The following is an 18,916-nucleotide window of genomic DNA, read 5'->3' as shown; positions in this document are numbered from 1 at the left end:
TGTCGTCTCGCAGGTCAGAGACCGTTCCCGGCTCTCACAGAGCCGTCTGGGGCCCTTCTCGCGGACTGCGCGACAAGCGACAGGCGGTCAGCCCTCGGGGGCGTGACGGTGGTGGACGTAGCGGGCCTTGGTGCCGGTCCCGATCCGCACGGCGGTGCCGTCGTCGGTCCATGTCTTGAGCCAGCCGACGACGGTCTGCCGGGTGGTGCCGTGCGCGTCCGCGAGCGCGCGGGCGATGGCCGATGCCCCGGTGCCCTCGGGTCCGGCGGCGAGCAGCAGCGCGAGCGCGGCCTGCCGCGCGGCGTTGTCCTCGCTCCGGAGCGCGGACAGGTTCAGCCCCTGCCCGGCGGCGGGCGGCTGCTCGTCCGCGCCGGGCTCGGGTGCGGTGGCGAACTGGGCGTCGATCTGCTCACGGAACTTCCGCGAGAGCGTCTCCCAATCCGCCTTCGACTGCCCGGCCGACGGCTGCTCGCGCAGGGCGGACAGGTTCAGCCCGCCCGCCTTGCCCGGCTGCTGCGCAGGCTGGTCCGCCGGCGTGCGGGTGGTGTCGCGCATCCACGCGGTGCGCTCGGGATCCCACCGGGTCGCGTAGGCGTCGCCCGCAGCGTGCCGGGAGACCTTGTCGAGCTGCGGGTGCATGTCGGAGGTGGCGGCGACGATGTCCCGGATCTGGTTGGGCAGGATCCGCCAGGACTTGAACAGCGCCGCGGGCGATTCCGGAGTACCCATGAACCCGGCTCCCTTGTAGGGGGCCTGGTCGACCTTGAGGCCACGGGAGCCGGGGAAGACCTTGCCCAGGTCCATGCCCTCGACCTCCCCGCCGGTCAGACAGACGCGGGCCTTGGCCTCCCGGCGGATCATCAGGTTCCCCAGCACGGAGCCGGTGGCACCCAGCGCGGTCGGGACGGTGCGGATGCCCATCGCCCGCAGCATCCGGATCACTTCCAGGATCTTCTTGGCGAGTTTCTTCATGTGCGGGTCGGTGCTGGTCAGGATCTCCGCGCCCTCGTCGATCACGAGCATGATCTGCGGAATCTTCGCGCTGATCGGCAGCAGGTCAGTGTTCTCCTGGGCCATGAGGTCCTGGTAGGCGACCTTGCGGTGATGCCCGATCGCCAGCGCGGCATCCAGCATCAGCAGCGCCTCCTCGTAGGTGGAGGCGAGCCAGTCAATGCCCGGTCGCATGCCCTCCACCGGGTTGCCCTGCTCGTCAAACGCGGGGCGCACCCACGGCAGGCCGGCCGATCCGGCGTTCAGGTCGATCACCCAGGTCAGGACGTCGGTAGTGCGGGCGAACCCGGCGAGGATGACGTGCACCATGTTCGTCTTGCCCGAACCGGTCGGCCCGACCACGAGCGCGCACTGCTCGCGCAGGTAGACACAGATCTCCTGCGCGTTGGTGCGGTAGCCCCACGGGATACCGGTGTAGATCGACAGCGGCCCGTAGTCGGACGGGTAGGTCCGCTCCTCCATCAGTACGTTGACGGTGGTCACGTCGATCAGGACCCGGCCCTGGTCGATGCCCTGCGAGGCGACGGCGGTGCAGCCGTGCGGCAACCTGGCGTCCGCGGAGAGCTGCGCGGCGTACTGCGCGATGCGGTCGTAGGTGGTGCCGCCGGGCGGGAGTTCAGCATCGATGGTGAAGCCGGTGCCGGTCGGCCACATCTCCACCGCCAGCACCCTGATCGTGATGCCGCAGACGCGCCGGATCCGGTCAACCCATTCCGCGGCGATCGCCCGCCGTTCTGCGGAGAGTTCGCGGGCGACCTGGCGCTCGTTGGCGGCGATGGCCTCCAGCTCGCGGGCCTCCTCATAGAGGAGGGTGGAGCGGGCGGCGGCGCCCATGCCGACCCCGATCGTGGCGAGGGAGCCGAGCGCGGCCCAGGTCAGAGGGCCGGTGGTCATGGCCCACGTGGTCCAGCCCGCGCCGATGAGCCAGGACGCGGCCCGCATGGTGATGGTGCGTGCGGAGAGGCGCTCGCGGAGGCTCGTGATGGTGTGGCCGATCGCGCCCGCGGCGCCGACGGCGAGTGCCCAGCCGGGGGGCATGCCGGTGGCGGCGCCGGTGGTGGCGACGGCGAGGCATCCGGTGGTGGCGGACAGAGCGCCGGTCACGGGTCCGTGACCGGCCGCCCAGTCCCACACCGGCCCACTGGTGGAGGCGGTGTTGGTGGTCATGTCAGACGTTCCATCCCTTCTCAGCCTCGGGCCCGTTCCTGGGGTCCTCGTGGCGGGCGATGTCCTGCTCGTGGGCCTGGCGGAACAGCGGCCCCATGTCCTCGGCGACCGCGACGGCCGACATGACGGCGCCGTAGATGTCGTTGAAGCCGTCCGCGACTTCCTTCTCCAGCGGGAACTCCGAGTCCGCGCGCTCGGCGAGGATCCGCATCACGTTCGCCACCGAAGTGAGCGCCGCGGGCAGCCCCTCGACCATGGCGAGGATCTCCATGGCGTTCTCGGGGTCGTACTGCTGAGCTGCGGATTCCATCTCCGCCGCGTAGTCCTCGAACCTGAAACCGGACACGATCTCTCCCTCACTGCTGGTCGTGTGGTCGGGTGCTGCGGGGACGACACCGGCCGGACGCTCCGCCCGGGCCCCGATCTCCTCGATGCCGTCGTCCGCCTCCGCGTCGGCGGCGGCCTCTTCCTCGTGCTGAGCTGCGCGGATCTCCTCATCCCGCCCAGCGCGCTCCTCGGCCGCGGCGAGTGTGAGGCGGGCGTACAGGCGCTTGCCGGGGTGCATGAGCCAGGCCCACCCGAGCTTGCGGCCGAGCGGCGTGGTGAACATGCCGACGATGCCGAGCGCCCCCGCGAGCAGCGCGGCCAGCAGGCGGCGGCCCTGGAAGCGGGCGGCGGACCGCCACAGTGCCTTGCGGGCCCGCTTGCGGGCCGGGGCCTTGCGCACCGCCGAACGCTGCTCGCCGACCTGCCCGGCTGCCCGCCGGTCCCGCCCGGCACGGGCCCGGTCAACTGCCTTGCTGCGGGCCTTGTTCGCCTTGCCCAGCCCCTTGGCCGCAGCGCGCCCTATCGGGCCCTTACGGGCCAGGGAGCCGGTCCGGGCCTGCGACTTGGCCGCCCGGCGGGCATCAGCCGCGGACCGGCGGGCGCCGGTCGCCTCCGCACGCCGCGCAGCCCGCGACGGCGACGCCTGCCGCTGAGACTCCCGCAGCGCCCTGACCTGCCCAACCCGCCCTCGGGCTTTGCCCGCAGCGCCAGGCAGAGACGAAGCCGCGGCACGAGAGGCTGCGCCGCGCTTACGCTGCGCGGCACCCGTGCCACCGGGTGAACTAGTGGCGCTGCGGCCCGACTTGCCCCGGCCACGACCAGCGCCCTTAGTGATGCCGACACTCCCGTTACGGGACTGCGTCGGCACCCGCCCAGGCGCGCCACTCCGTGCGCCGCGAGCCGTCGACGCACCCGCCGCCGAAGGCGCGGTGCGGGCCTGTCCGGGGCGGTTCTTGCGCTGGTCACGGCGGTTCCGGGTGGCGGCGGCGGTGCCGAGGACGACCGCGCCGGTAGCGGCGACGGCGAGCGCGGCAGGTCCGCCCACCAGAGCGGCGGCGGCCAGCAAGGATGTGGTGGCGTTCGTGCCGCTCACCGCGAGCGGAACGACCGGCCACCCGCCGGGCGTGTGGTCCAACTCGGCAGCAGCCGGGGAGGGTCGCGGTTCGGGCGGTTGCTGGGGCGGGGCCTCCGGCGCGGCCTCGGGGGCCGCTACCGGAGTGATGGTGGTGTCGGTCATGCTGAGTGCACTCCTTCACGGGAGAGCAGCAGGGCCCGGAACGCGTGCCGTCCAAAGCGATGCGTCCGGGCCCTGCTGGGCGAGGTGGTGCAGGTCAGAGCTGGTCGGGCTCCAGGGAGAAGAACAGGACCGCGAAGTCCGCGGAGCCGATCTGCTGGGCAACGTGGGCCCGGATCGTGCTGTAGACGTGGCCGCGGCTGGTACCGGGCCGAACCTGGACCGTGTTCGACAGGGTCGAAAGGCGCCCGGCCTGCACGGTCATCACCCAGTGATGGGTCACCAGGGCCGGAGCGGCGGGCGTGTTCTCGGACGTGCCGGTCATGCAGAACTCTCCTCGAGGCGTGGTCGGTTGGTGCGCTGTTCCTCGTGGTGGATGCAGGTGCCGCACACGCCGCGAGAGCGCGGGATGCGATACCCGGCATCGCGGCGGCAGTTCGGGCAGATCCGCTGAGCGGCGTTCGCCTTCACCAGCGCCGCGCGCTTCGCCGGGGTCATAGGCCGAACGGGCTTCGCAGCGTCGATGCGGTAGAGGCACGCGACCAGCGGCCCGCGCCGGCGGCGCGGCCGCTGCAACTCTGCGGCCACGCCTTGTCCGCCGGGCCGCAGCCCGAGGGCCCGGAGCTGGCGGTAGGTGGCGTAGCCGTCCGGGGCGAGCCGCCACCGGTAGACCGGCAGCGTGGCCATTACGCGGCCACGCGCTTCCACGCAGCCCGCAACCGGACCTCGGAAGCGGAGTGACCGGCCGCCCGGAACCGGGTGGCCATCTCCCGGTAGGAAAGGGCCGGTGTCTCGCTGTGCCGAATCTCGTCAACCAGCCGGTCAAGCTCCGCATCCGTGAGCGCCGGGGCCGCGCTCAGAGCGAGTGCGGAAACGGGCTCGGCCGGTCCCCAGACCGGCAGCTCCCATGCCGGTGCGACACCGGGCGTGACGCGGGTGGTCACGCTGGTCAGCGCCCTACTCGTGTCCTCGCCGTCGCGTGTCTCCCCCAGGGTCGACCACGCCCGCGAGAGCGTCTGTGCGGTGCGCGCCTGGACGCGTGCGACGCGTGCCCCGGCCGCCGTCACAGCCGTCAGCCGAGTCTCCTCGGTGGCGGCCTCAGCCCGCAGCCGGGCGCGAGCCACGGCCGCTTCGTCGCGGGCCTCCTGCTGGATCCCCCGGATCGCGCCGAGCGCGCCGGGGGTGAGCGAGGTGCGTTCCCACAGGCTGTGTACCAGCCACAGCGCCTTCGCAGCGAGCGGCAGCCACGCCACGGCAAGCCATGCGCCGGTGGACTCCTCGGTGAGCGCGTGCGCGACCAGGACGCCGGTGGCGACCAGACCGAACGACCAGCCCACGGCGGTGACCGGGGTGGAGTGGTCGCCCTGCGCGGCCAGGCGGCGCTCGTAGGCGAGGGTCGCGAGCCATCCGCCGTCGATGCCGAGACCGACGACCAGGGCGACGGGCCACGGCATCGCCGTACCCAGCCACATCACGACCACCGCGAGGGTGAGCACCATGGACACGGCCGTCATCGCGACGGCCGGCAGAACGGTCTTGGCGTTCACTCCGCACCGCCCGTCAGCCGAACGTCGAGCGAGGCGAACAACCGGGCCCGAGCGTCACCGGGGCGGGACATCTCGATCCATTCCCACTCGGCCCCGTCGACCGGCGCGTAGCCGAGCGAGGCCAGCGCCTTGACCCGCTCGTCGGGCGTTGGGACCGGCGCCGTGCGGCCGAAGCCGTGGACCGGCCAGTCCAGGGCATCGGGAGCGTCGGTGACGACGTACACCTTCCACTCGTCCGGGAATGTGTTCGACAGCCGAGCGGTGCGCGTCATGCCGCACCCCCGATGCTGCCAGCGGCGCGGTTGGTCAGGTCGCGTCGGGCAGCCAGGACCCGGTTACGCGCCCGGCGGATGCGCCGCTCATCCAGCACATTGGCCGGCCGGTCCAGCAGCGGGATCTGCGCGTCGAGCAGCTCCACCTCCGCCTCGATGAGCGGCATCTCCGCCTCGATCGCGTCCAGCTCCGCGTCCGACGGCTCACCGTCGAACGGGATGGCGGTAACGAGCTTCTGAAGTGCAGCGATGGACTTCATTGGGTCGTACTCCTCTCAGACAGGAACGGCCCGAACAGAGGCCCCGGTGTTCGAGCACCGGGGCCGCACGCCGTTGGAACCAGCAGGTCCGGCTCCCCTCGGCGCTGCTCGTGCGAGACGAGCAGCGGAGGCAACCGTGCTGCGCAGTCGTTCAGACCTCCGATTCGCGTGGTGCCGCTGACCCCGGGGAGGTCTGGCTCCCGGGGCGTGGTGCGGCGTCAATGTCGGCCACGCGGTTCTTTAGAGCCGATTGCGTGTCCCCCTGCGCGGGGTGTGGGGCCCGGTTGTGACGCGGGCCCGGTCTCGGTCGGCTGGTCTCCACTCGCCTCGCCGGCGTCGTCACGGTCGTACTGCTGCGGTGGATCACGCTGTCGAGTTGTTGAGCAGCGCTCCCGAGCAGCCCAAAGAAGGCCCCTCAGAGCGCGGTCGACCACACACCCCTTCCCGTAGTCCTGGGACTGCGTGACCGCTAGTGAGACAATGCACCCGTAGTCCCAGGACTGTCAACAGTCCTGGGACTGTGTTTCACTAGTCGCGTCGAGAGGAGGCTCGTATGGCACCGAAGTGGCGGGAGCTGGCGGACAAGCTCGCGGAGCGAATCAGGTCGGGTGAGTACGCCCCCGGTCAGCAGTTGCCCCACATCAGGGACCTCGTCGAGGCTGGCGAGGGGTCAAAGTCCACGGTCCATGCGGCCTACAAGGCGCTGGAAGCGGAAGGCCTCGTGGCCTCGTCTCGTGGCCACGGCACGATCGTGCGGCAGCAGACTCCGCTGAAGCGGCTCGGCATCGCGCGGTACGACAAGGCGAAGTGGCGCGACGGCGACGAGGTGGCATTCATCGCCGACCGGGTGGCGTCGGGACGCGCCTACCGCCGCGGAGAGCAGACACAGACGGTCACCCGTGTCGAAGCTCCGTCGGCCGTCGCTGAGGCGCACGGCCTGCCTGTCGGCGCAGAGGTGTACGCACGCGCCCGGCTGGTCAAGGAGGGAGACCAGCCCACGCACACCCTGACGAGCTACTACCGTCCCGAACACGTCGAGGGAACGCGCATCGTCGACCCGACGCCGGGCCCTGCCGGCCGCGGCGGCGGCTTCCGCGTTCTTTACGACGCGGGTTACGAGATCGACCACATGAAGGAGCAGCTCTTCGCCCGCGTCCCCACTGCGGAGGAGGCGAAGCTTCTCCAACTGACGCCCGGCGAATGGGTTGTCGAGCTGCACCGCACGACCTTCACGGCCGATGGCACGGTTGTCGAGTTCGCCATCGGACTCCACGCGGCCTCTCGCTTCGCGTGGGAGTACGACTTCCAGGTGCCCGACTCGGCGCACGACCAGAAGGCGCGGCAGTGATCTCGGAACAGTCCTGGGCGGATGCCCAACTCCTCTGGGACTACCACCAGATGCACCACGAGCCGCGGCCATGCTCGGTGGCGATCGGCCTCGGCAGCCACGACCTGGGCGTCGCGGACACGACGGTGGACCTCTACAAACGCGGCATGGCGCCGCTCATCGTCTTCACCGGAGCCACCAGCCTTACGACGCGGGACCGCATGCCGCGTGGAGAGGCGGTGCACTACCGGGAGCGAGCACTGGAGTTGGGTGTGCCTGGTGACGTCGTACTAGTCGAGCCTCGTGCTCGCAACACTGGTGAGAACATTCGCTTCTCACGGGAGCTACTCGAGGAGGCCGGTGCCGACGTCTCGTCTGTGCTGCTGGTGAGCAAGCCGTACGAGGAGCGCCGGGCCTACGCCACAGCACGCAAGCTGTGGCCCGACGTCGACGTCGTGAGCGCGTCGACCCCAATGACTCTCGCTGACTACGTGGACTCAATCGGAGATGCCCGGCTGGTCATCGACATGCTCGTTGGCGCGCTGCAGCGACTGCTCATCTATCCCCAGCAGGGTTTCCTGATCGCCCAGGAGATGCCCGAAGACGTCCTGGCAACGTATGAGCGTTTGTGCGGCGAAGGATTCATAAGCCGCGTTGTGTAGGACACGGCGCGGCCAAACCTTCCCTACTTGATCAAGCACCTGGCTGCGCTCCGCTCCGCGCGACGTTCCTGCCTTCGGCCCGCTCCGCGCGCTGCGCCGACGCCCGCCCCTGCATGACGGGATAGGCCCGAGGGCATGAGTCGAGGCCCAAAGGCCGCGGTTCCCTCCGTCACCCGACATGCCTCCGGAGGGGGCGCTCAGGCTCCAGGATGGCGAGGGCGCCGTGCGCGGGTGTCGGCGCGTGGAGGGCTGAGGCGGGGAGCTCCCATCCCGTCCGCCATCGACCCAGGACAAGCCGGGCCACCGGGCCTCGCCGTGCATCGACGGACAAGCAGTGTCCCACGTGTCCGGCTGTCCGGTTAGGGCTCTCACCTGCGTAAACGGTCCGGACAGCTCAAAGTGCCGATGTCCGGGCTGTCCGGTCACAGATGGCTGTAACACCCCGGGTGTTACAGCCCGTCGGCGCAGCCGACCCTGAGTGTCGCCGGAGGTGACTCCTCATACCCGCTTGCCGGGGCGCCCATGGACGAGGCATGGGGTGGACCCGAGTGAGGTGCGCTCACCAACCTCCGCCGCAGGTCAGATCTGGTGTAAGTGCCGGAACGACAGGAGTCTGAAAATCCGTCCCCTGGGGCTGATGCGCCCCGGGTGTGCGCAGGCGAGACGCCACCACGGTTAGCCAACACCCTCAACTCAGTCAAGTCCCGAGTTCTCGGAACGTGACACCGCTGTGCACCTCGGGCCCACTGGACGTGCGGGCCTCACCAAGTTAAGGACACGAGGCCGCACGCCTCAGCGAGGATCCTCCCTCCCACCAGATCGCCGGCCATCCCGGCACGGCGATCCCGGTCGGAACCGATCAACCGACCCCCACCCCGCACTCCCGAGGCCGGGCAGAAAACCCCTCGGTATCAAAAGGAAAAGACCATGATCCACGACGTCCACCCCCGCACCGACGCCAAGCCCCAGCGGCGGGTCACCCGCATCGAACTGGTCCTCGCCTCGACCGCGCTGCTCTGCCTTCTCGGCGTCGCCGCGACCCTTGCCGTCGTCCTCCCACTGCTGCTATGAGCCGGTGCCGTTCGGAAACGCTTCATGCACGTCACGCCGCGTATCTGTACTCATTACCTCAACACCTCAGGTCAATAGTTCTGTGAGAGCCTCGATTTCAGGGCCCGGACGGCGACCGCGAGGAGATCACCAAGCGCATCGCACACCTGCTGGCGTGCCTCGCCGAAGACGGCTACCTCCTGGACAACCTGGCGAACTCCCTACGCCCCGGCGGGTGGCTCCTGCTGGAGGACGCCGACCCGGCGCTCCAGCCCCTCGTCTGCCCCGACGAATTTGGCCCACAGCAGCGCCTGGCCAACAAGCTCCGCCACGGCTTCCGCAAGCTCCTCGCCGAGCGCGGCGCGGACCTTTCCTACGGTCGCCTCCCGCGCCTGCTGCGCGAGGCCGGCCTGACCGACGTCCAGGCGGACGCCTCTGTCGTCGTTGGCCAACCTCGCACGGCCCAGAGACGGCCCGGCGGCAGCTCCGCGGGCCTATAGCATCGCCGCCCGCTGCGGCAGCCGCGGCCGTAGGGGCTGTTCGCGGTTCGCAGGACGGCAGCTATCAGGACCGCTGCCATCGGGCAAGTCCCGAATCTCCCTGTCACGAGATTCAGTGGCATGACGCGATTCGACAGCCTGCCTTGAATGGAGACGTGACTTGGACGGCCCTGGCGGTGCACCGCTGACAGGCCGTCGTACAGCCCTTCAGCCTCTCCAGCAGAAGTGATTTTCCATGACTCACCGATCTCGAACGCAGCGCCTTGTGGTCCTTGCCGCCTCGACCACCTTGGCTGCAGCAGGCGTACTGCTTCCCACCAGCGCGTTCGCCGCCCCGGCAACGCCGCACACCGACACCGTGACCACGATGACAGCCGGGTACGGCGGTCACAGCCCCCACGCCATCACCACCCCTGCGGGGTGGGTCGAGGCCACCGATGCCCCCAGTGGCATCACATTCAAGCTTCCCGGAAAGCCCACGGTCGAGGACATCACTCAACCCGGTGGTGCCCCCATGCGCATGTACAGCTTCCAGACCGCTGACGGGCTCCGTGCCTACGTCGCCGTCGCCGACACGCCCGGCGACCAGAAGCTTCTCGATGAGTATCTACAGGCATTCATCCAGGGTTACAACAGGCCACCTGGCGGGACCATCACCAGCGCCAGCAGTCAGGAGACCACGGTTGACGGCCGTCCCACCCTCGACTCGCGCCTCTCCGGCGAGGCGGACGTCGCCTTCGTCGGTGGCATTCGCATCATCGCCGACGACACCCACATTGTTAACGCCTTTGTCGCCGGTCCGGCGGCGGACGAGAAGGCAGTGAACGAGATGCACCAGCAGCTCCTCGCCAACCTCCGCATCCCCTGACGCCCCCTCGAACAGGCGGCGGAGGACACACCGACCGCGAACACGTCGTCAACGAACTCGAAGAGTTAGGCGCTGCGGGGCTTCCGGCCCATGGACTTCTTCGCCGTCTTCTTGGCGGGGGTCTTCTTCGCCGCGGCCTTCTTGGCCGGTGCCTTCTTCGCGGCCTTCTTCTTCGGCATCTCGTGCACCGTCGCCTCGCCCCGGCGTTCCTTCGCCTCCGCCACGGACGCGTTCAGTGCGGCCATGAGGTCGACGATCTGCCCGGCCGGCTCCTCCCGCTCCGGCGTCTCCGGCGCGGCCTTGCCCTCCGACTTGGCGGCGATCACGGCCTCGAGGGATTCGCGGTACTCGTCGTGCAGCTCCGGCGGCAGCGTGTCCGTGCTCATCGTGTCCATCAGCGCGAGCGCGCCCTTGAGCTCCTGCTCGTCCAGCTCCGTCTCCGGTGGAGCCAGCTCGGACCAGTCCCGGATCTCGTCCGGCCAGCGCATCATGTGGATCAGGATGGCGTCCTCGACGACCCGCAGCAGGCCGAGTCGCTCACGGCCATGGAACGCCATCTTCGCGACGGCCACCTTGGAGGAGCGCTCGAGGGCTTTCCGCAGCAGGACGTAGGGCTTGGCGGCGACGGGCCCATCAGCCTGCAGGTAGTACCCGGTCGACACACGGATCGGGTCGATACTCTCCGCCGGGACGAACGCCTGGATGTCGATCGCCTTCGCAGTCGGCAGCGGCATCTCCTCCAGCTCCTCGTCGGTGATCTGGATCGTGTCGCCGCCGGGCAGCTCGTAGCCTTTGGCGATCTCGGCCTGCGACACTTCGCGGCCCTCGAGTTCGCACACCTTGCGGTTGCGGATCGGGCCCATGTCGGCGAGATGCACCTGCCTGAACCGCACGGACCTGTCTTCGGTCGCAGGCAGAAGCTTGATCGGAATGGTCACTAGCCCGAACGAGATGGCGCCGGACCAGACGGGGCGGGGCATGGCGAGACCTCCGTGTGAGCCCCGAGCAGAGCCAGCCTACGACCGGCCGGGGGTGGACGCACGGGCGCCCACGGCGAGCGCCGCGGCGGTGACCTGCTGCTCGGGCGGATGATTTGCACTCGAATTCGAACGTGTGAGCCCATGGGGATGTGCACAACTTCACCGACCGCCAGCGCCGCATCCTGCGCTTTACCGACCGCATCGCAGAGACGGGCGATGCCCCCACCGTGCGGGAGATCGGTGCGGCCGTGGGACTGAGGAGCAGCAGCTCTGTGCTTTACCAGCTCCGCCGTTTGGAGCAGGCCGGGGCGCTTGCCCGAGACCGCTACCGTCCAAGATCGGTCCGCATGTCCTGAGAGGTGGCTCGCACAGCGCTGCCCACCCGGCAGATCACGGATTTTGTGGATTCAGCCGTTGTCCCTGAGAGGATGCCGTCCAGTCATTGAGCGGACTTCCGGAGCAAGCCGGGCCGTCTGTGGGCCGCCGGAGGGCCGCCAAAGGTGACCGTCAACGACCAACGTTCACCACCCCGCGGCACGTCAGGAGCAGGCAGCGCGGCAAGGTCCCAGGCAACGCAGAATGCTCGACAGTCCGGCATGATCTGACAACGGATCCGAAGCAGAGATGAGGGAGTCACCGATGAGCGACCCCGGCAGCAGCGCAGCCACCGCCTTCGAGGCCGCGGGCGACGCGGTCGGGCCGGTCCGGCTGGCGGGCGCCGACCGGACCGTCGGACAGCTGGTCGCGACGGCGACCGCCGAGCTGTCCGCACTGGTGCACGACGAGATCGCACTCGCCAAGGCCGAGATCCGGCAGGACGTGAAGCGCGGCGTCACGGGCGGCGCGGCCATAAGCGTCGCGGGTGTCCTGGCGCTGTTCTCGCTGCCGGTGCTGAGCTTCGCCGCCGCCTACGGGATCCACAATCTGGGCCTCGGGCTCGCCTGGTCGTTCCTGATCGTGGGCGTGGCGTTCCTGCTGCTCGCGGGGCTGCTCGCGCTGATCGCCAGGTCCAAGTTCAAGAACGTCAAGCCGCCGGAGAGGTCCATCGCCTCGGCGAAGCAGACCGCTGCCGTGCTGCAGAACGTGAAGCCGCACCCTCGTAAGGCCGAGGACTCGGCCGCTCCTGTGGCACGCTCATCTGCATGACGGCCTCTGATACGCCATCTGTCCGCAACGGAAACGGCAGCGGAAACGGCAACAGCAACGGCAGCCCCGTCCGGATCGACGGTCCCTGGACCCACCGCGACGTGGCGGCCAACGGTGCGCGCTTCCATATCGCGGAGATGGGCGACGGGCCGCTGGTACTGCTGCTGCACGGCTTTCCGCAGTTCTGGTGGACGTGGCGGCACCAGCTGACCGCCCTCGCCGACGCGGGGTTCCGTGCGGTGGCGATGGATCTGCGGGGCGTGGGTGGCAGCGACCGTACGCCCCGGGGCTACGACCCCGCGAACCTCGCGCTCGACATCACCGGCGTCGTACGGTCCCTCGGCGAGCCGGACGCGGCGCTCGTCGGCCACGACCTGGGCGGGTACCTCGCCTGGACCGCGGCGGTGATGCGCCCCAAGCTGGTGCGCCGGCTCGCGGTCTCCTCAATGCCGCATCCTCGCCGCTGGCGGTCGTCGATGCTCGGCGACTTCGCGCAGAGCCGCGCCGGGTCGTACGTCTGGAGCTTCCAGCGGCCGTGGCTGCCGGAGCGTCAGCTGGTCGCGGACGACGGGGCCTTGGTGGGCCGGCTGATCCAGGATTGGTCGGGTCCGCGGCCGCCCGAGGAGAAGGCGCTGGACGTGTACCGGCGGGCCATGTGCATCCCGTCGACGGCGCACTGCTCGATCGAGCCGTACCGGTGGATGGTGCGGTCGATGGCCCGTCCGGACGGCATCCAGTTCAACCGCCGTATGAAGCAGCCGGTACGGGTACCGACGCTCCATCTGCACGGCTCACTGGACCCGGCGATGCGCACCCGCAGCGCGGCGGGCTCGGGCGAGTACGTCGAAGCGCCCTACCGCTGGCGCCTCTTCGACGGCCTGGGGCACTTCCCGCACGAGGAGGACCCGGTGGCGTTCTCGAACGAGCTCATCAGCTGGCTCAAGGACCCCGAACCAGACCGATAGCCCACCCAAAGCCGAAACAAGCGACACCAGGCACCACACCCCCACTGCCGGGGATCCGCGGGTCGACCCCGGGAACGAGTGTGCGGCGAACGGGGATTGCCCGGCGCATAGGCCAATTGGCGGGCCCCGATGCGGTTACCGACCTTGGGGCACGGGCACACGTCGGGGTATGGGCTGGACGCACGACTACGGTGACACAGCACGCAACTCACGCTCGGCCGCAGCGCCGATCACATACGAGAGGGGTGGCCCGCAAGGGCGGGGCCATGATCCCCGACTCGGGATCCCCCGTATCCTCCGCCGCCGGGCCCGCTGGGTCTCGGCGCGCCTGCGCCATCCTCGCGGCTGACGTCCCGCTACGGCGTCACAGCGCGCATCCCTGACTGTCGACCTCCTGGTTCGCAGCACGGCCCTGCGTGATGTCGTCGCGGATCTCATCCGCCGTCAGCGCATAACCAGTGCTGGCGTCGTCCAGCGACCGGGCGAAGATCACGCCGTACACCCGGCCGTCGGTGGTGAGAAGCGGGCCGCCGGAGTTGCCCTGGCGGACCGTCGCGAACAGCGAGTACACATCGCGGCGCACCTCACCGCGGCGGTAGATGTCGGGGCCGTTGGCGTCGATACGGCCGCGGACGCGCGCGGAGCGTACGTCGTACGAGCCGTTCTCCGGGAAGCCGGCGACGATCGCGCTGTCGCCGGTGCGGGCATCGGTCTCGGTGAACTGGAGCGGCGTTGCCTGGAGGTCCGGGACGTCCAGTACGGCGATGTCGCGCTGCCAGTCGTAGAGGACGACCTTGGCGTCGTACAGCCGGCCCTGGCCGCCGATCTGCACGGTCGGCTCGTCGACACCGCCGACGACGTGCGCATTGGTCATGACGCGGCGCGGGGCGAAGACGAAGCCGGTGCCTTCGAGGACCTTGTTGCAGCTCGGGGCCGTGCCGACGACCTTGACGATGGACCGCTGTGCGCGGGCCGCGACCGGGCTGTTGACGAGCGCCGGGTCGGGGGCGCTGACCTCGGTGATGGGTTCGTTGGCGAACGGGCTGAAGACCTGCGGGAAACCGTTCTGCGCGAGGACCGCGGAGAAGTCGGTGAACCACGTGGACGCCTGACTCGGCATCACCCGCGACACTCCGAGGAGCACCTTGGAGTTACGGACTTCCTTGCCGAGCGTCGGCAGCGACGTGCCCGCGAGAGCGGAGCCGATCAGCCACGCGACGAGCAGCATCGCGACGACGTTGACGAGCGCGCCGCCCGTGGCGTCGAGGGCGCGCGCCGGTGACCACGTGATGTAGCGCCTGAGCTTGTTGCCCAGGTGGGTGGTGAAGGCCTGCCCGACGGAGGCGAAGACGATCACGATCACGACGGCGACGATCGCTGCGGTCGTGGAGACCTCGCTCTCGCCCGTCATCCGGTCCCAGAGGAACGGGAGCAGATAGACGGCGACGAGTCCGCCCCCGAGGAAGCCGGTCACCGACAGGATGCCGACGACGAAGCCCTGGCGATAGCCGACGATCGCGAACCACACGGCGGCGACCAGCAACAGGATGTCCAGCACGTTCACCGTCATTAGCCTCGCAGATTCGTCGTCCGGCACTCCGTCCGGCTGGGGGTATCGGGGGTCCCGGATTCATACTCCGGGTGAACGGAGCACGTGATCCACGGTCTCATGCGCGCCAGTCGAGCGGGACCTGCTTCGCCCGGTCCCATGGTCGCTCCCAGCCCGCGAAGTGGAGGATGCGGTCGATCACACCGGCGGTAAAACCCCAGACCAGAGCCGATTCGACCAGAAATGCCGGACCACGGTGGCCGCTGGGATGGACGGTCGTCGCACGGTTGGCCGGGTCCGTGAGATCCGCCACGGGAACCGTGAAGACCCGGGCGGTCTCGGCGGCGTCGACCGCGGCGACGGGGCTCGGATCGCGCCACCAGCCGAGGACGGGGGTCACGACGAAGCCGCTCACGGGGATGTAGAGCCGGGGCAGCACCCCGAAGATCTGGACGCCTGCCGGGTCCAGGCCGGTCTCCTCCTGGGCCTCGCGGAGGGCGGCCCGGAGCGGGCCGGTGGTGGCGGGGTCGCCGTCCTCGGGGTCGAGGGCGCCGCCGGGGAAGGAAGGCTGCCCGGCGTGCGACCGGAGGCTGCCGGCTCGCTCCATGAGCAGCAGCTCGGGGCCTTGGGCACCGTCCCCGAAGAGGATGAGCACGGCGGACTGGCGGCCTCCGCCACTCGCGGGCGGCAGGAACCGGCTGAGTTGCTCGGGGGAGACGGTCCTGGCGGCCCGCTCGACCGGCGCCAGCCACTCGGGCAGCCCGTCGCCGGTCACGGCCATGTCGCCGTCGTACGTCTCATCCGTGCGTGTCATGGGCACCCCCGTCGTGTGCAACGCCTGCGGTGGTCGCGATCGTTCCACCCGTCGCGGAAAAGATCGCGGGACCGGCCGCCCCACCTTCGCCCCTGCCCCTGCCCCTGCCGGGACGGGGGCAGGGCGGCAGCGCCCCACCGCGGGAGCGCGTCATGAGGCGCCCAGCGGCGGCGCCGGCTTGCCCGGGTAGTCGGGTGGTGGATTCAGGCGCTGACCCGGATAGCCGCCGAGCTCGTACTTGAGGAGCTTCCTGGCCTTCTCCGGGTCGGTCTCGCCCTCGCCGTACGCAGGGCAGAGGTGGGTGATCGGGCAGGCGCCGCAGGCGGGCTTGCGGGCGTGGCAGATACGGCGGCCGTGGAAGATCACCCGGTGGGAGAGCATCGTCCACTCGCTCTTGGGGAAGATCTCGGCGATCTCCGCCTCGATCTTGACCGGGTCGTCCTGGTCCGTCCATTTCCAGCGGCGAGCGAGCCGCATGAAGTGGGTGTCGACGGTGATCCCCGGCACCCCGAACGCGTTGCCGAGCACCACGAAGGCCGTCTTGCGGCCCACACCCGGCAGCGTGACCAGGTCCTTCAGCCGGCCCGGGACCTCGCCGCCGAAGTTGTCCCGGAGGGCCGTGGAGAGGCCGATCAGGGACTTCGCCTTGGCCCGGAAGAAGCCGGTGGGCCGGATGATCTCTTCGAGCTCCTCCGGCACGGCCGCGGCCATGTCCTCGGGCGTCGGGTACTTCGCGAACAGCGCGGGCGTCGTCTGGTTGACCCGCAGATCGGTCGTCTGGGCGGAGAGGACGGTCGCGACGAGCAGCTGGAAGGGGTTCTGGAAGTCGAGCTCCGGGTGGGCGTACGGATACACCTCCGCCAGCTCACGGTTGATCCGGCGGGCGCGGCGCACCATCGCCAGCCGCGACTCCGGCTTCGCCGACGCCTTCACCGCAGGCTTCGCCGAGGTCTTCGAAGCCTTCGAGGTCTTCGAGGTCTTCTCGACCTTCGAAGCCGTCCCATTTGTCGCTTTTGCTACTTTTGTCGGCACGGACGAAACTTGTTCGCCCACAGCGGAATTTTGCTTCCCTGACACTCTCCCGGCCCCCTTGGCCTGTGCTCTCACCGGCGAATTGGACACCCGGCCAGCCTAAAGGTCACCGCTGACATCCGCCCCGGCCATGGCCGATCGCCACCCGAATCGGCCCCTGCCGCACAGCCGTCCACGGCGGTGCGTCAGACTTGTGTTGGACCCTTGTGATCGATCGCACTGTTTTGGTGTGCGGCATCATGGGGACCACCGTCCCCTGAGCAGGTCGACAAGGAGAGAACTCGTGGACGACGTTCTGCGGCGCGCCCCGCTCTTCGCGGCGCTCGATGACGAGCAGGCCGCGGAGCTCCGCGCCTCGATGAGTGAAGTGACGCTCGCCCGCGGCGACGCGCTCTTCCACGAGGGTGACCCCGGCGACCGCCTGTACGTGGTCACCGAAGGCAAGGTCAAGCTTCACCGCACCTCCCCCGACGGCCGCGAGAACATGCTTGCGGTGCTCGGCCCCGGCGAGCTGATCGGCGAGCTGTCCCTCTTCGACCCGGGCCCGCGCACGGCGACCGCCACCGCGCTCACCGAGGTCAAGCTGCTGGGCCTGGGTCACGGCGACCTCCAGCCCTGGCTGAACGCGCGCCCCGAGGTGGCCACCGCCCTGCTGCGCGCGGTCGCCCGCCGGCTCCGCAAGACCAACGACCAGATGTCCGACCTGGTCTTCTCCGACGTACCGGGCCGTGTCGCCCGCGCACTTCTCGACCTGTCGCGCCGCTTCGGCGTGCAGTCGGAGGAGGGCATCCACGTCGTGCACGACCTGACCCAGGAGGAGCTGGCCCAGCTGGTCGGCGCCTCCCGCGAGACCGTCAACAAGGCGCTCGCCGACTTCGCGCAGCGCGGCTGGCTGCGACTGGAGGCGCGGGCCGTGATCCTGCTGGACGTGGAGCGGCTCGCCAAGCGTTCGCGCTAGTCGTACACGTACGAAGGGGCCGTCCGGCGATCCGCCGGGCGGCCCCTTCGCGTACGTGCGGCCCTACCTCGTGCGGCTTACCTCGTACGTACGGCCCCACCTCGTGCGTACCGTCAGTTCTTCGTGCCGTCCACGATCAGCGGGTTCCCGGTGCCGCCGCCGCACGGAACCGCGTACACCGGGTGCTTGGCCGACGCGTCCTTGAAGGCGTCGATGCACTGGTTCATCAGGACCTTGTCGCTGAGCGAGTTGTTCAGGATCTTGTTGGCGCGGGCGATGCCCTCCGCCTCGATACGGCGCCGCTCGGCCTCCGCCTTCGCCGTACGCGCGGCCTCGGTCGCCCGCTCCGTCGCCTGCTGCTGCTGGATCTTGCGGTCGATCTGGTCCTGCAGCCGGTCCGACGGCTTCACATTGCGCAGGTTGACCGTGGTCACATCGATACCGCGCGGGGCCAGCCGCTCCTTGATGAGCAGGCCGATCTCGGTGTTGATCTTCTCACGGGCCGAGGCGTAGCCCTGCTCGCTCGTGTAGCGGGCGAAGACATTACGGATGATCTCCCGGCTGTCCGGGTAGACGAGGCGCTGCTGGATGGCGTCCTCACTGCCCGCCAGCTTGTAGAGCTCCACCGCCTTCGCCGGGGTCACGGCCCACTTCACGGTGACCTCCGCGTACATCACACCGCCCTGGCTGGAGCGCACCTCGACCACGTCCTTGTCGGAGAGGTTGAGGTCGACCGGGCGGGTCGAGAACGTCGTGACGTTCGTGAACGGCGACTTGACGTGCATGCCGGACGTCATGGGCGAGCCGACCTTGCCGAACGCGACCGGGACGCCGACCTCGTACGCGCTCACGACGTACACCATGCTGGCGATGCCCGCGAAGAGACCGGCGATCAGCGCGCCGACGGCGCCGAACATGAGTCCGCGCTTCTCGCTCGCGCGCGCGACGAAGAACATCACCACCGCGGCGATGACAAGCAGGATGGACAGGACGAACACGGCTTCCCCCCAAGTACGAAACGCTGAAAGTAAGCGGAGCGTAAAGCACGTGGGTGGCACCGCCCGGACCGGGTCCCGGCCCGTGGTGCGGGCTCCCAGGTGTATTGACCACGAGATTGACCACGAGCGTTGCCGGCACTCGTGATCAGTACGCCTAGTGCCGCGACCGGCAATGTTTGCCCGTCAAGGAGCGTCGTCCGGTGCGTGCCATCGCAAGGCGGCCGGAAGTCCTTGTAGCGGAGCTACCAG

The 18,916-nt window shown here is 69.7% G+C and carries 21 protein-coding genes and 1 pseudogene; 10 read left to right on the top strand and 12 right to left on the bottom strand.

Going from position 1 to position 18,916, the window contains the following annotated elements; all coding sequences use genetic code 11:
• Positions 1–87 precede the first annotated feature (87 nt).
• From ACZ6ZQ_RS35605 to ACZ6ZQ_RS35575, 7 genes are all read right to left on the bottom strand, one after another.
• A complete protein-coding gene (locus ACZ6ZQ_RS35605) occupies positions 88–2,178 on the bottom strand; it encodes a hypothetical protein (RefSeq protein ID WP_469772668.1) in 2,091 nt (696 codons plus the stop codon).
• A gap of 1 nt (position 2,179) precedes the next feature.
• Complete coding sequence (locus ACZ6ZQ_RS35600) at positions 2,180–3,742, bottom strand: hypothetical protein (protein ID WP_469772667.1); 1,563 nt, start codon at positions 3,740–3,742, stop codon at positions 2,180–2,182.
• Between the two features lie 94 nt (positions 3,743–3,836).
• Positions 3,837–4,064: a hypothetical protein gene (locus ACZ6ZQ_RS35595; protein ID WP_469772666.1), complete on the bottom strand. Its 228-nt coding sequence runs from the start codon at positions 4,062–4,064 to the stop codon at positions 3,837–3,839.
• Positions 4,061–4,426, bottom strand: a complete 366-nt coding sequence (locus ACZ6ZQ_RS35590) for an RRQRL motif-containing zinc-binding protein (RefSeq protein ID WP_469772665.1) — start codon at positions 4,424–4,426, stop codon at positions 4,061–4,063. Before ACZ6ZQ_RS35590 ends, ACZ6ZQ_RS35595 begins: the two co-directional genes overlap by 4 nt.
• Positions 4,426–5,286 carry a protein spdB gene (locus ACZ6ZQ_RS35585; RefSeq protein WP_469772664.1) on the bottom strand — a complete coding sequence of 287 codons (861 nt, stop codon included), beginning with the start codon at positions 5,284–5,286 and terminating at the stop codon, positions 4,426–4,428. The genes ACZ6ZQ_RS35590 and ACZ6ZQ_RS35585 overlap by 1 nt, the downstream gene beginning before the upstream one ends.
• Positions 5,283–5,558 carry a DUF6303 family protein gene (locus ACZ6ZQ_RS35580; protein WP_469772663.1) on the bottom strand — a complete coding sequence of 92 codons (276 nt, stop codon included), beginning with the start codon at positions 5,556–5,558 and terminating at the stop codon, positions 5,283–5,285. The genes ACZ6ZQ_RS35585 and ACZ6ZQ_RS35580 overlap by 4 nt, the downstream gene beginning before the upstream one ends.
• Positions 5,555–5,818: a DUF6284 family protein gene (locus ACZ6ZQ_RS35575; protein ID WP_469772662.1), complete on the bottom strand. Its 264-nt coding sequence runs from the start codon at positions 5,816–5,818 to the stop codon at positions 5,555–5,557. Before ACZ6ZQ_RS35575 ends, ACZ6ZQ_RS35580 begins: the two co-directional genes overlap by 4 nt.
• A 553-nt stretch (positions 5,819–6,371) precedes the next feature.
• On the opposite strand from ACZ6ZQ_RS35575, the gene ACZ6ZQ_RS35570 reads away from it, so the two are divergent.
• From ACZ6ZQ_RS35570 to ACZ6ZQ_RS35550, 5 genes and pseudogenes are all read left to right on the top strand, one after another.
• A complete protein-coding gene (locus tag ACZ6ZQ_RS35570; protein ID WP_469772661.1) occupies positions 6,372–7,166 on the top strand; it encodes a GntR family transcriptional regulator in 795 nt (264 codons plus the stop codon).
• Positions 7,163–7,807, top strand: coding sequence for a YdcF family protein (locus ACZ6ZQ_RS35565; protein ID WP_469772660.1), 645 nt, complete (start codon positions 7,163–7,165; stop codon positions 7,805–7,807). Before ACZ6ZQ_RS35570 ends, ACZ6ZQ_RS35565 begins: the two co-directional genes overlap by 4 nt.
• 927 nt (positions 7,808–8,734) lie before the next feature.
• Positions 8,735–8,878, top strand: a complete 144-nt coding sequence (locus tag ACZ6ZQ_RS35560) for a hypothetical protein (protein ID WP_469772659.1) — start codon at positions 8,735–8,737, stop codon at positions 8,876–8,878.
• Positions 8,879–9,075: 197 nt separating this feature from the next.
• Positions 9,076–9,312, top strand: a pseudogene (locus ACZ6ZQ_RS35555) (SAM-dependent methyltransferase); the annotation flags it as partial.
• Between the two features lie 280 nt (positions 9,313–9,592).
• Complete coding sequence (locus ACZ6ZQ_RS35550; RefSeq protein WP_469772658.1) at positions 9,593–10,225, top strand: hypothetical protein; 633 nt, start codon at positions 9,593–9,595, stop codon at positions 10,223–10,225.
• A gap of 65 nt (positions 10,226–10,290) precedes the next feature.
• Here ACZ6ZQ_RS35550 and ku read toward each other — a convergent pair whose 3' ends face one another.
• The gene (ku, locus tag ACZ6ZQ_RS35545) at positions 10,291–11,205 is read right to left on the bottom strand and encodes a non-homologous end joining protein Ku (RefSeq protein ID WP_469772657.1); all 915 of its coding nucleotides are present in this window, start codon (positions 11,203–11,205) and stop codon (positions 10,291–10,293) included.
• A 149-nt stretch (positions 11,206–11,354) separates the two neighbouring features.
• On the opposite strand from ku, the gene ACZ6ZQ_RS35540 reads away from it, so the two are divergent.
• The 4 genes from ACZ6ZQ_RS35540 to ACZ6ZQ_RS35525 all read left to right on the top strand — a co-directional run bounded on the left by ACZ6ZQ_RS35540 (position 11,355) and on the right by ACZ6ZQ_RS35525 (position 13,665).
• Positions 11,355–11,561, top strand: coding sequence for a LexA family protein (locus ACZ6ZQ_RS35540; protein WP_469772656.1), 207 nt, complete (start codon positions 11,355–11,357; stop codon positions 11,559–11,561).
• Positions 11,562–11,844: 283 nt separating this feature from the next.
• Positions 11,845–12,351, top strand: coding sequence for a phage holin family protein (locus ACZ6ZQ_RS35535; RefSeq protein WP_469772655.1), 507 nt, complete (start codon positions 11,845–11,847; stop codon positions 12,349–12,351).
• Positions 12,348–13,316, top strand: coding sequence for an alpha/beta fold hydrolase (locus ACZ6ZQ_RS35530; protein ID WP_469772654.1), 969 nt, complete (start codon positions 12,348–12,350; stop codon positions 13,314–13,316). The genes ACZ6ZQ_RS35535 and ACZ6ZQ_RS35530 overlap by 4 nt, the downstream gene beginning before the upstream one ends.
• A 169-nt stretch (positions 13,317–13,485) precedes the next feature.
• Complete coding sequence (locus ACZ6ZQ_RS35525) at positions 13,486–13,665, top strand: hypothetical protein (protein WP_469772653.1); 180 nt, start codon at positions 13,486–13,488, stop codon at positions 13,663–13,665.
• 15 nt (positions 13,666–13,680) lie between these two features.
• Here ACZ6ZQ_RS35525 and ACZ6ZQ_RS35520 read toward each other — a convergent pair whose 3' ends face one another.
• The 3 genes from ACZ6ZQ_RS35520 to nth form a co-directional block, all read right to left on the bottom strand.
• Complete coding sequence (locus tag ACZ6ZQ_RS35520) at positions 13,681–14,880, bottom strand: MarP family serine protease (protein WP_469772652.1); 1,200 nt, start codon at positions 14,878–14,880, stop codon at positions 13,681–13,683.
• A 103-nt stretch (positions 14,881–14,983) separates the two neighbouring features.
• Positions 14,984–15,679 carry an NUDIX hydrolase gene (locus tag ACZ6ZQ_RS35515; RefSeq protein WP_469772651.1) on the bottom strand — a complete coding sequence of 232 codons (696 nt, stop codon included), beginning with the start codon at positions 15,677–15,679 and terminating at the stop codon, positions 14,984–14,986.
• 150 nt (positions 15,680–15,829) lie between these two features.
• Entirely contained in the window at positions 15,830–16,801 is a 972-nt protein-coding gene (gene nth / locus ACZ6ZQ_RS35510) for an endonuclease III (RefSeq protein WP_469772650.1), read from the bottom strand.
• Between the two features lie 193 nt (positions 16,802–16,994).
• On the opposite strand from nth, the gene ACZ6ZQ_RS35505 reads away from it, so the two are divergent.
• Positions 16,995–17,669 (top strand): Crp/Fnr family transcriptional regulator, encoded by a 675-nt coding sequence (locus ACZ6ZQ_RS35505; RefSeq protein WP_017947815.1) that lies wholly within the window; start codon positions 16,995–16,997, stop codon positions 17,667–17,669.
• A 113-nt stretch (positions 17,670–17,782) separates the two neighbouring features.
• Here ACZ6ZQ_RS35505 and ACZ6ZQ_RS35500 read toward each other — a convergent pair whose 3' ends face one another.
• On the bottom strand, positions 17,783–18,667 hold the full coding sequence (locus ACZ6ZQ_RS35500) for a prohibitin family protein (RefSeq protein ID WP_469772649.1): 885 nt from the start codon (positions 18,665–18,667) through the stop codon (positions 17,783–17,785).
• Positions 18,668–18,916: the final 249 nt, after the last annotated feature.

Source organism: Streptomyces sp. NPDC053673, from assembly GCF_055585225.1.
Note: the sequence above shows the minus strand (reverse complement) of the source record. Positions and strands in the feature narration are given on the sequence as shown.

Excerpts from the sequence above, each read along its gene's own strand:
- ACZ6ZQ_RS35605 (WP_469772668.1), bottom strand. The coding sequence starts at position 2,178 with ATGACCACCAACACCGCCTCCACCAGTGGGCCGGTGTGGGACTGGGCG.
- ACZ6ZQ_RS35600 (WP_469772667.1), bottom strand. The coding sequence starts at position 3,742 with ATGACCGACACCACCATCACTCCGGTAGCGGCCCCCGAGGCCGCGCCG.
- ACZ6ZQ_RS35595 (WP_469772666.1), bottom strand. The coding sequence starts at position 4,064 with ATGACCGGCACGTCCGAGAACACGCCCGCCGCTCCGGCCCTGGTGACC.
- ACZ6ZQ_RS35590 (WP_469772665.1), bottom strand. The coding sequence starts at position 4,426 with ATGGCCACGCTGCCGGTCTACCGGTGGCGGCTCGCCCCGGACGGCTAC.
- ACZ6ZQ_RS35580 (WP_469772663.1), bottom strand. The coding sequence starts at position 5,558 with ATGACGCGCACCGCTCGGCTGTCGAACACATTCCCGGACGAGTGGAAG.
- ACZ6ZQ_RS35575 (WP_469772662.1), bottom strand. The coding sequence starts at position 5,818 with ATGAAGTCCATCGCTGCACTTCAGAAGCTCGTTACCGCCATCCCGTTC.
- ACZ6ZQ_RS35570 (WP_469772661.1), top strand. The coding sequence starts at position 6,372 with ATGGCACCGAAGTGGCGGGAGCTGGCGGACAAGCTCGCGGAGCGAATC.
- ACZ6ZQ_RS35560 (WP_469772659.1), top strand. The coding sequence starts at position 8,735 with ATGATCCACGACGTCCACCCCCGCACCGACGCCAAGCCCCAGCGGCGG.
- ACZ6ZQ_RS35550 (WP_469772658.1), top strand. The coding sequence starts at position 9,593 with ATGACTCACCGATCTCGAACGCAGCGCCTTGTGGTCCTTGCCGCCTCG.
- ku (WP_469772657.1), bottom strand. The coding sequence starts at position 11,205 with ATGCCCCGCCCCGTCTGGTCCGGCGCCATCTCGTTCGGGCTAGTGACC.
- ACZ6ZQ_RS35535 (WP_469772655.1), top strand. The coding sequence starts at position 11,845 with ATGAGCGACCCCGGCAGCAGCGCAGCCACCGCCTTCGAGGCCGCGGGC.
- ACZ6ZQ_RS35530 (WP_469772654.1), top strand. The coding sequence starts at position 12,348 with ATGACGGCCTCTGATACGCCATCTGTCCGCAACGGAAACGGCAGCGGA.
- ACZ6ZQ_RS35525 (WP_469772653.1), top strand. The coding sequence starts at position 13,486 with ATGGGCTGGACGCACGACTACGGTGACACAGCACGCAACTCACGCTCG.
- ACZ6ZQ_RS35515 (WP_469772651.1), bottom strand. The coding sequence starts at position 15,679 with ATGACACGCACGGATGAGACGTACGACGGCGACATGGCCGTGACCGGC.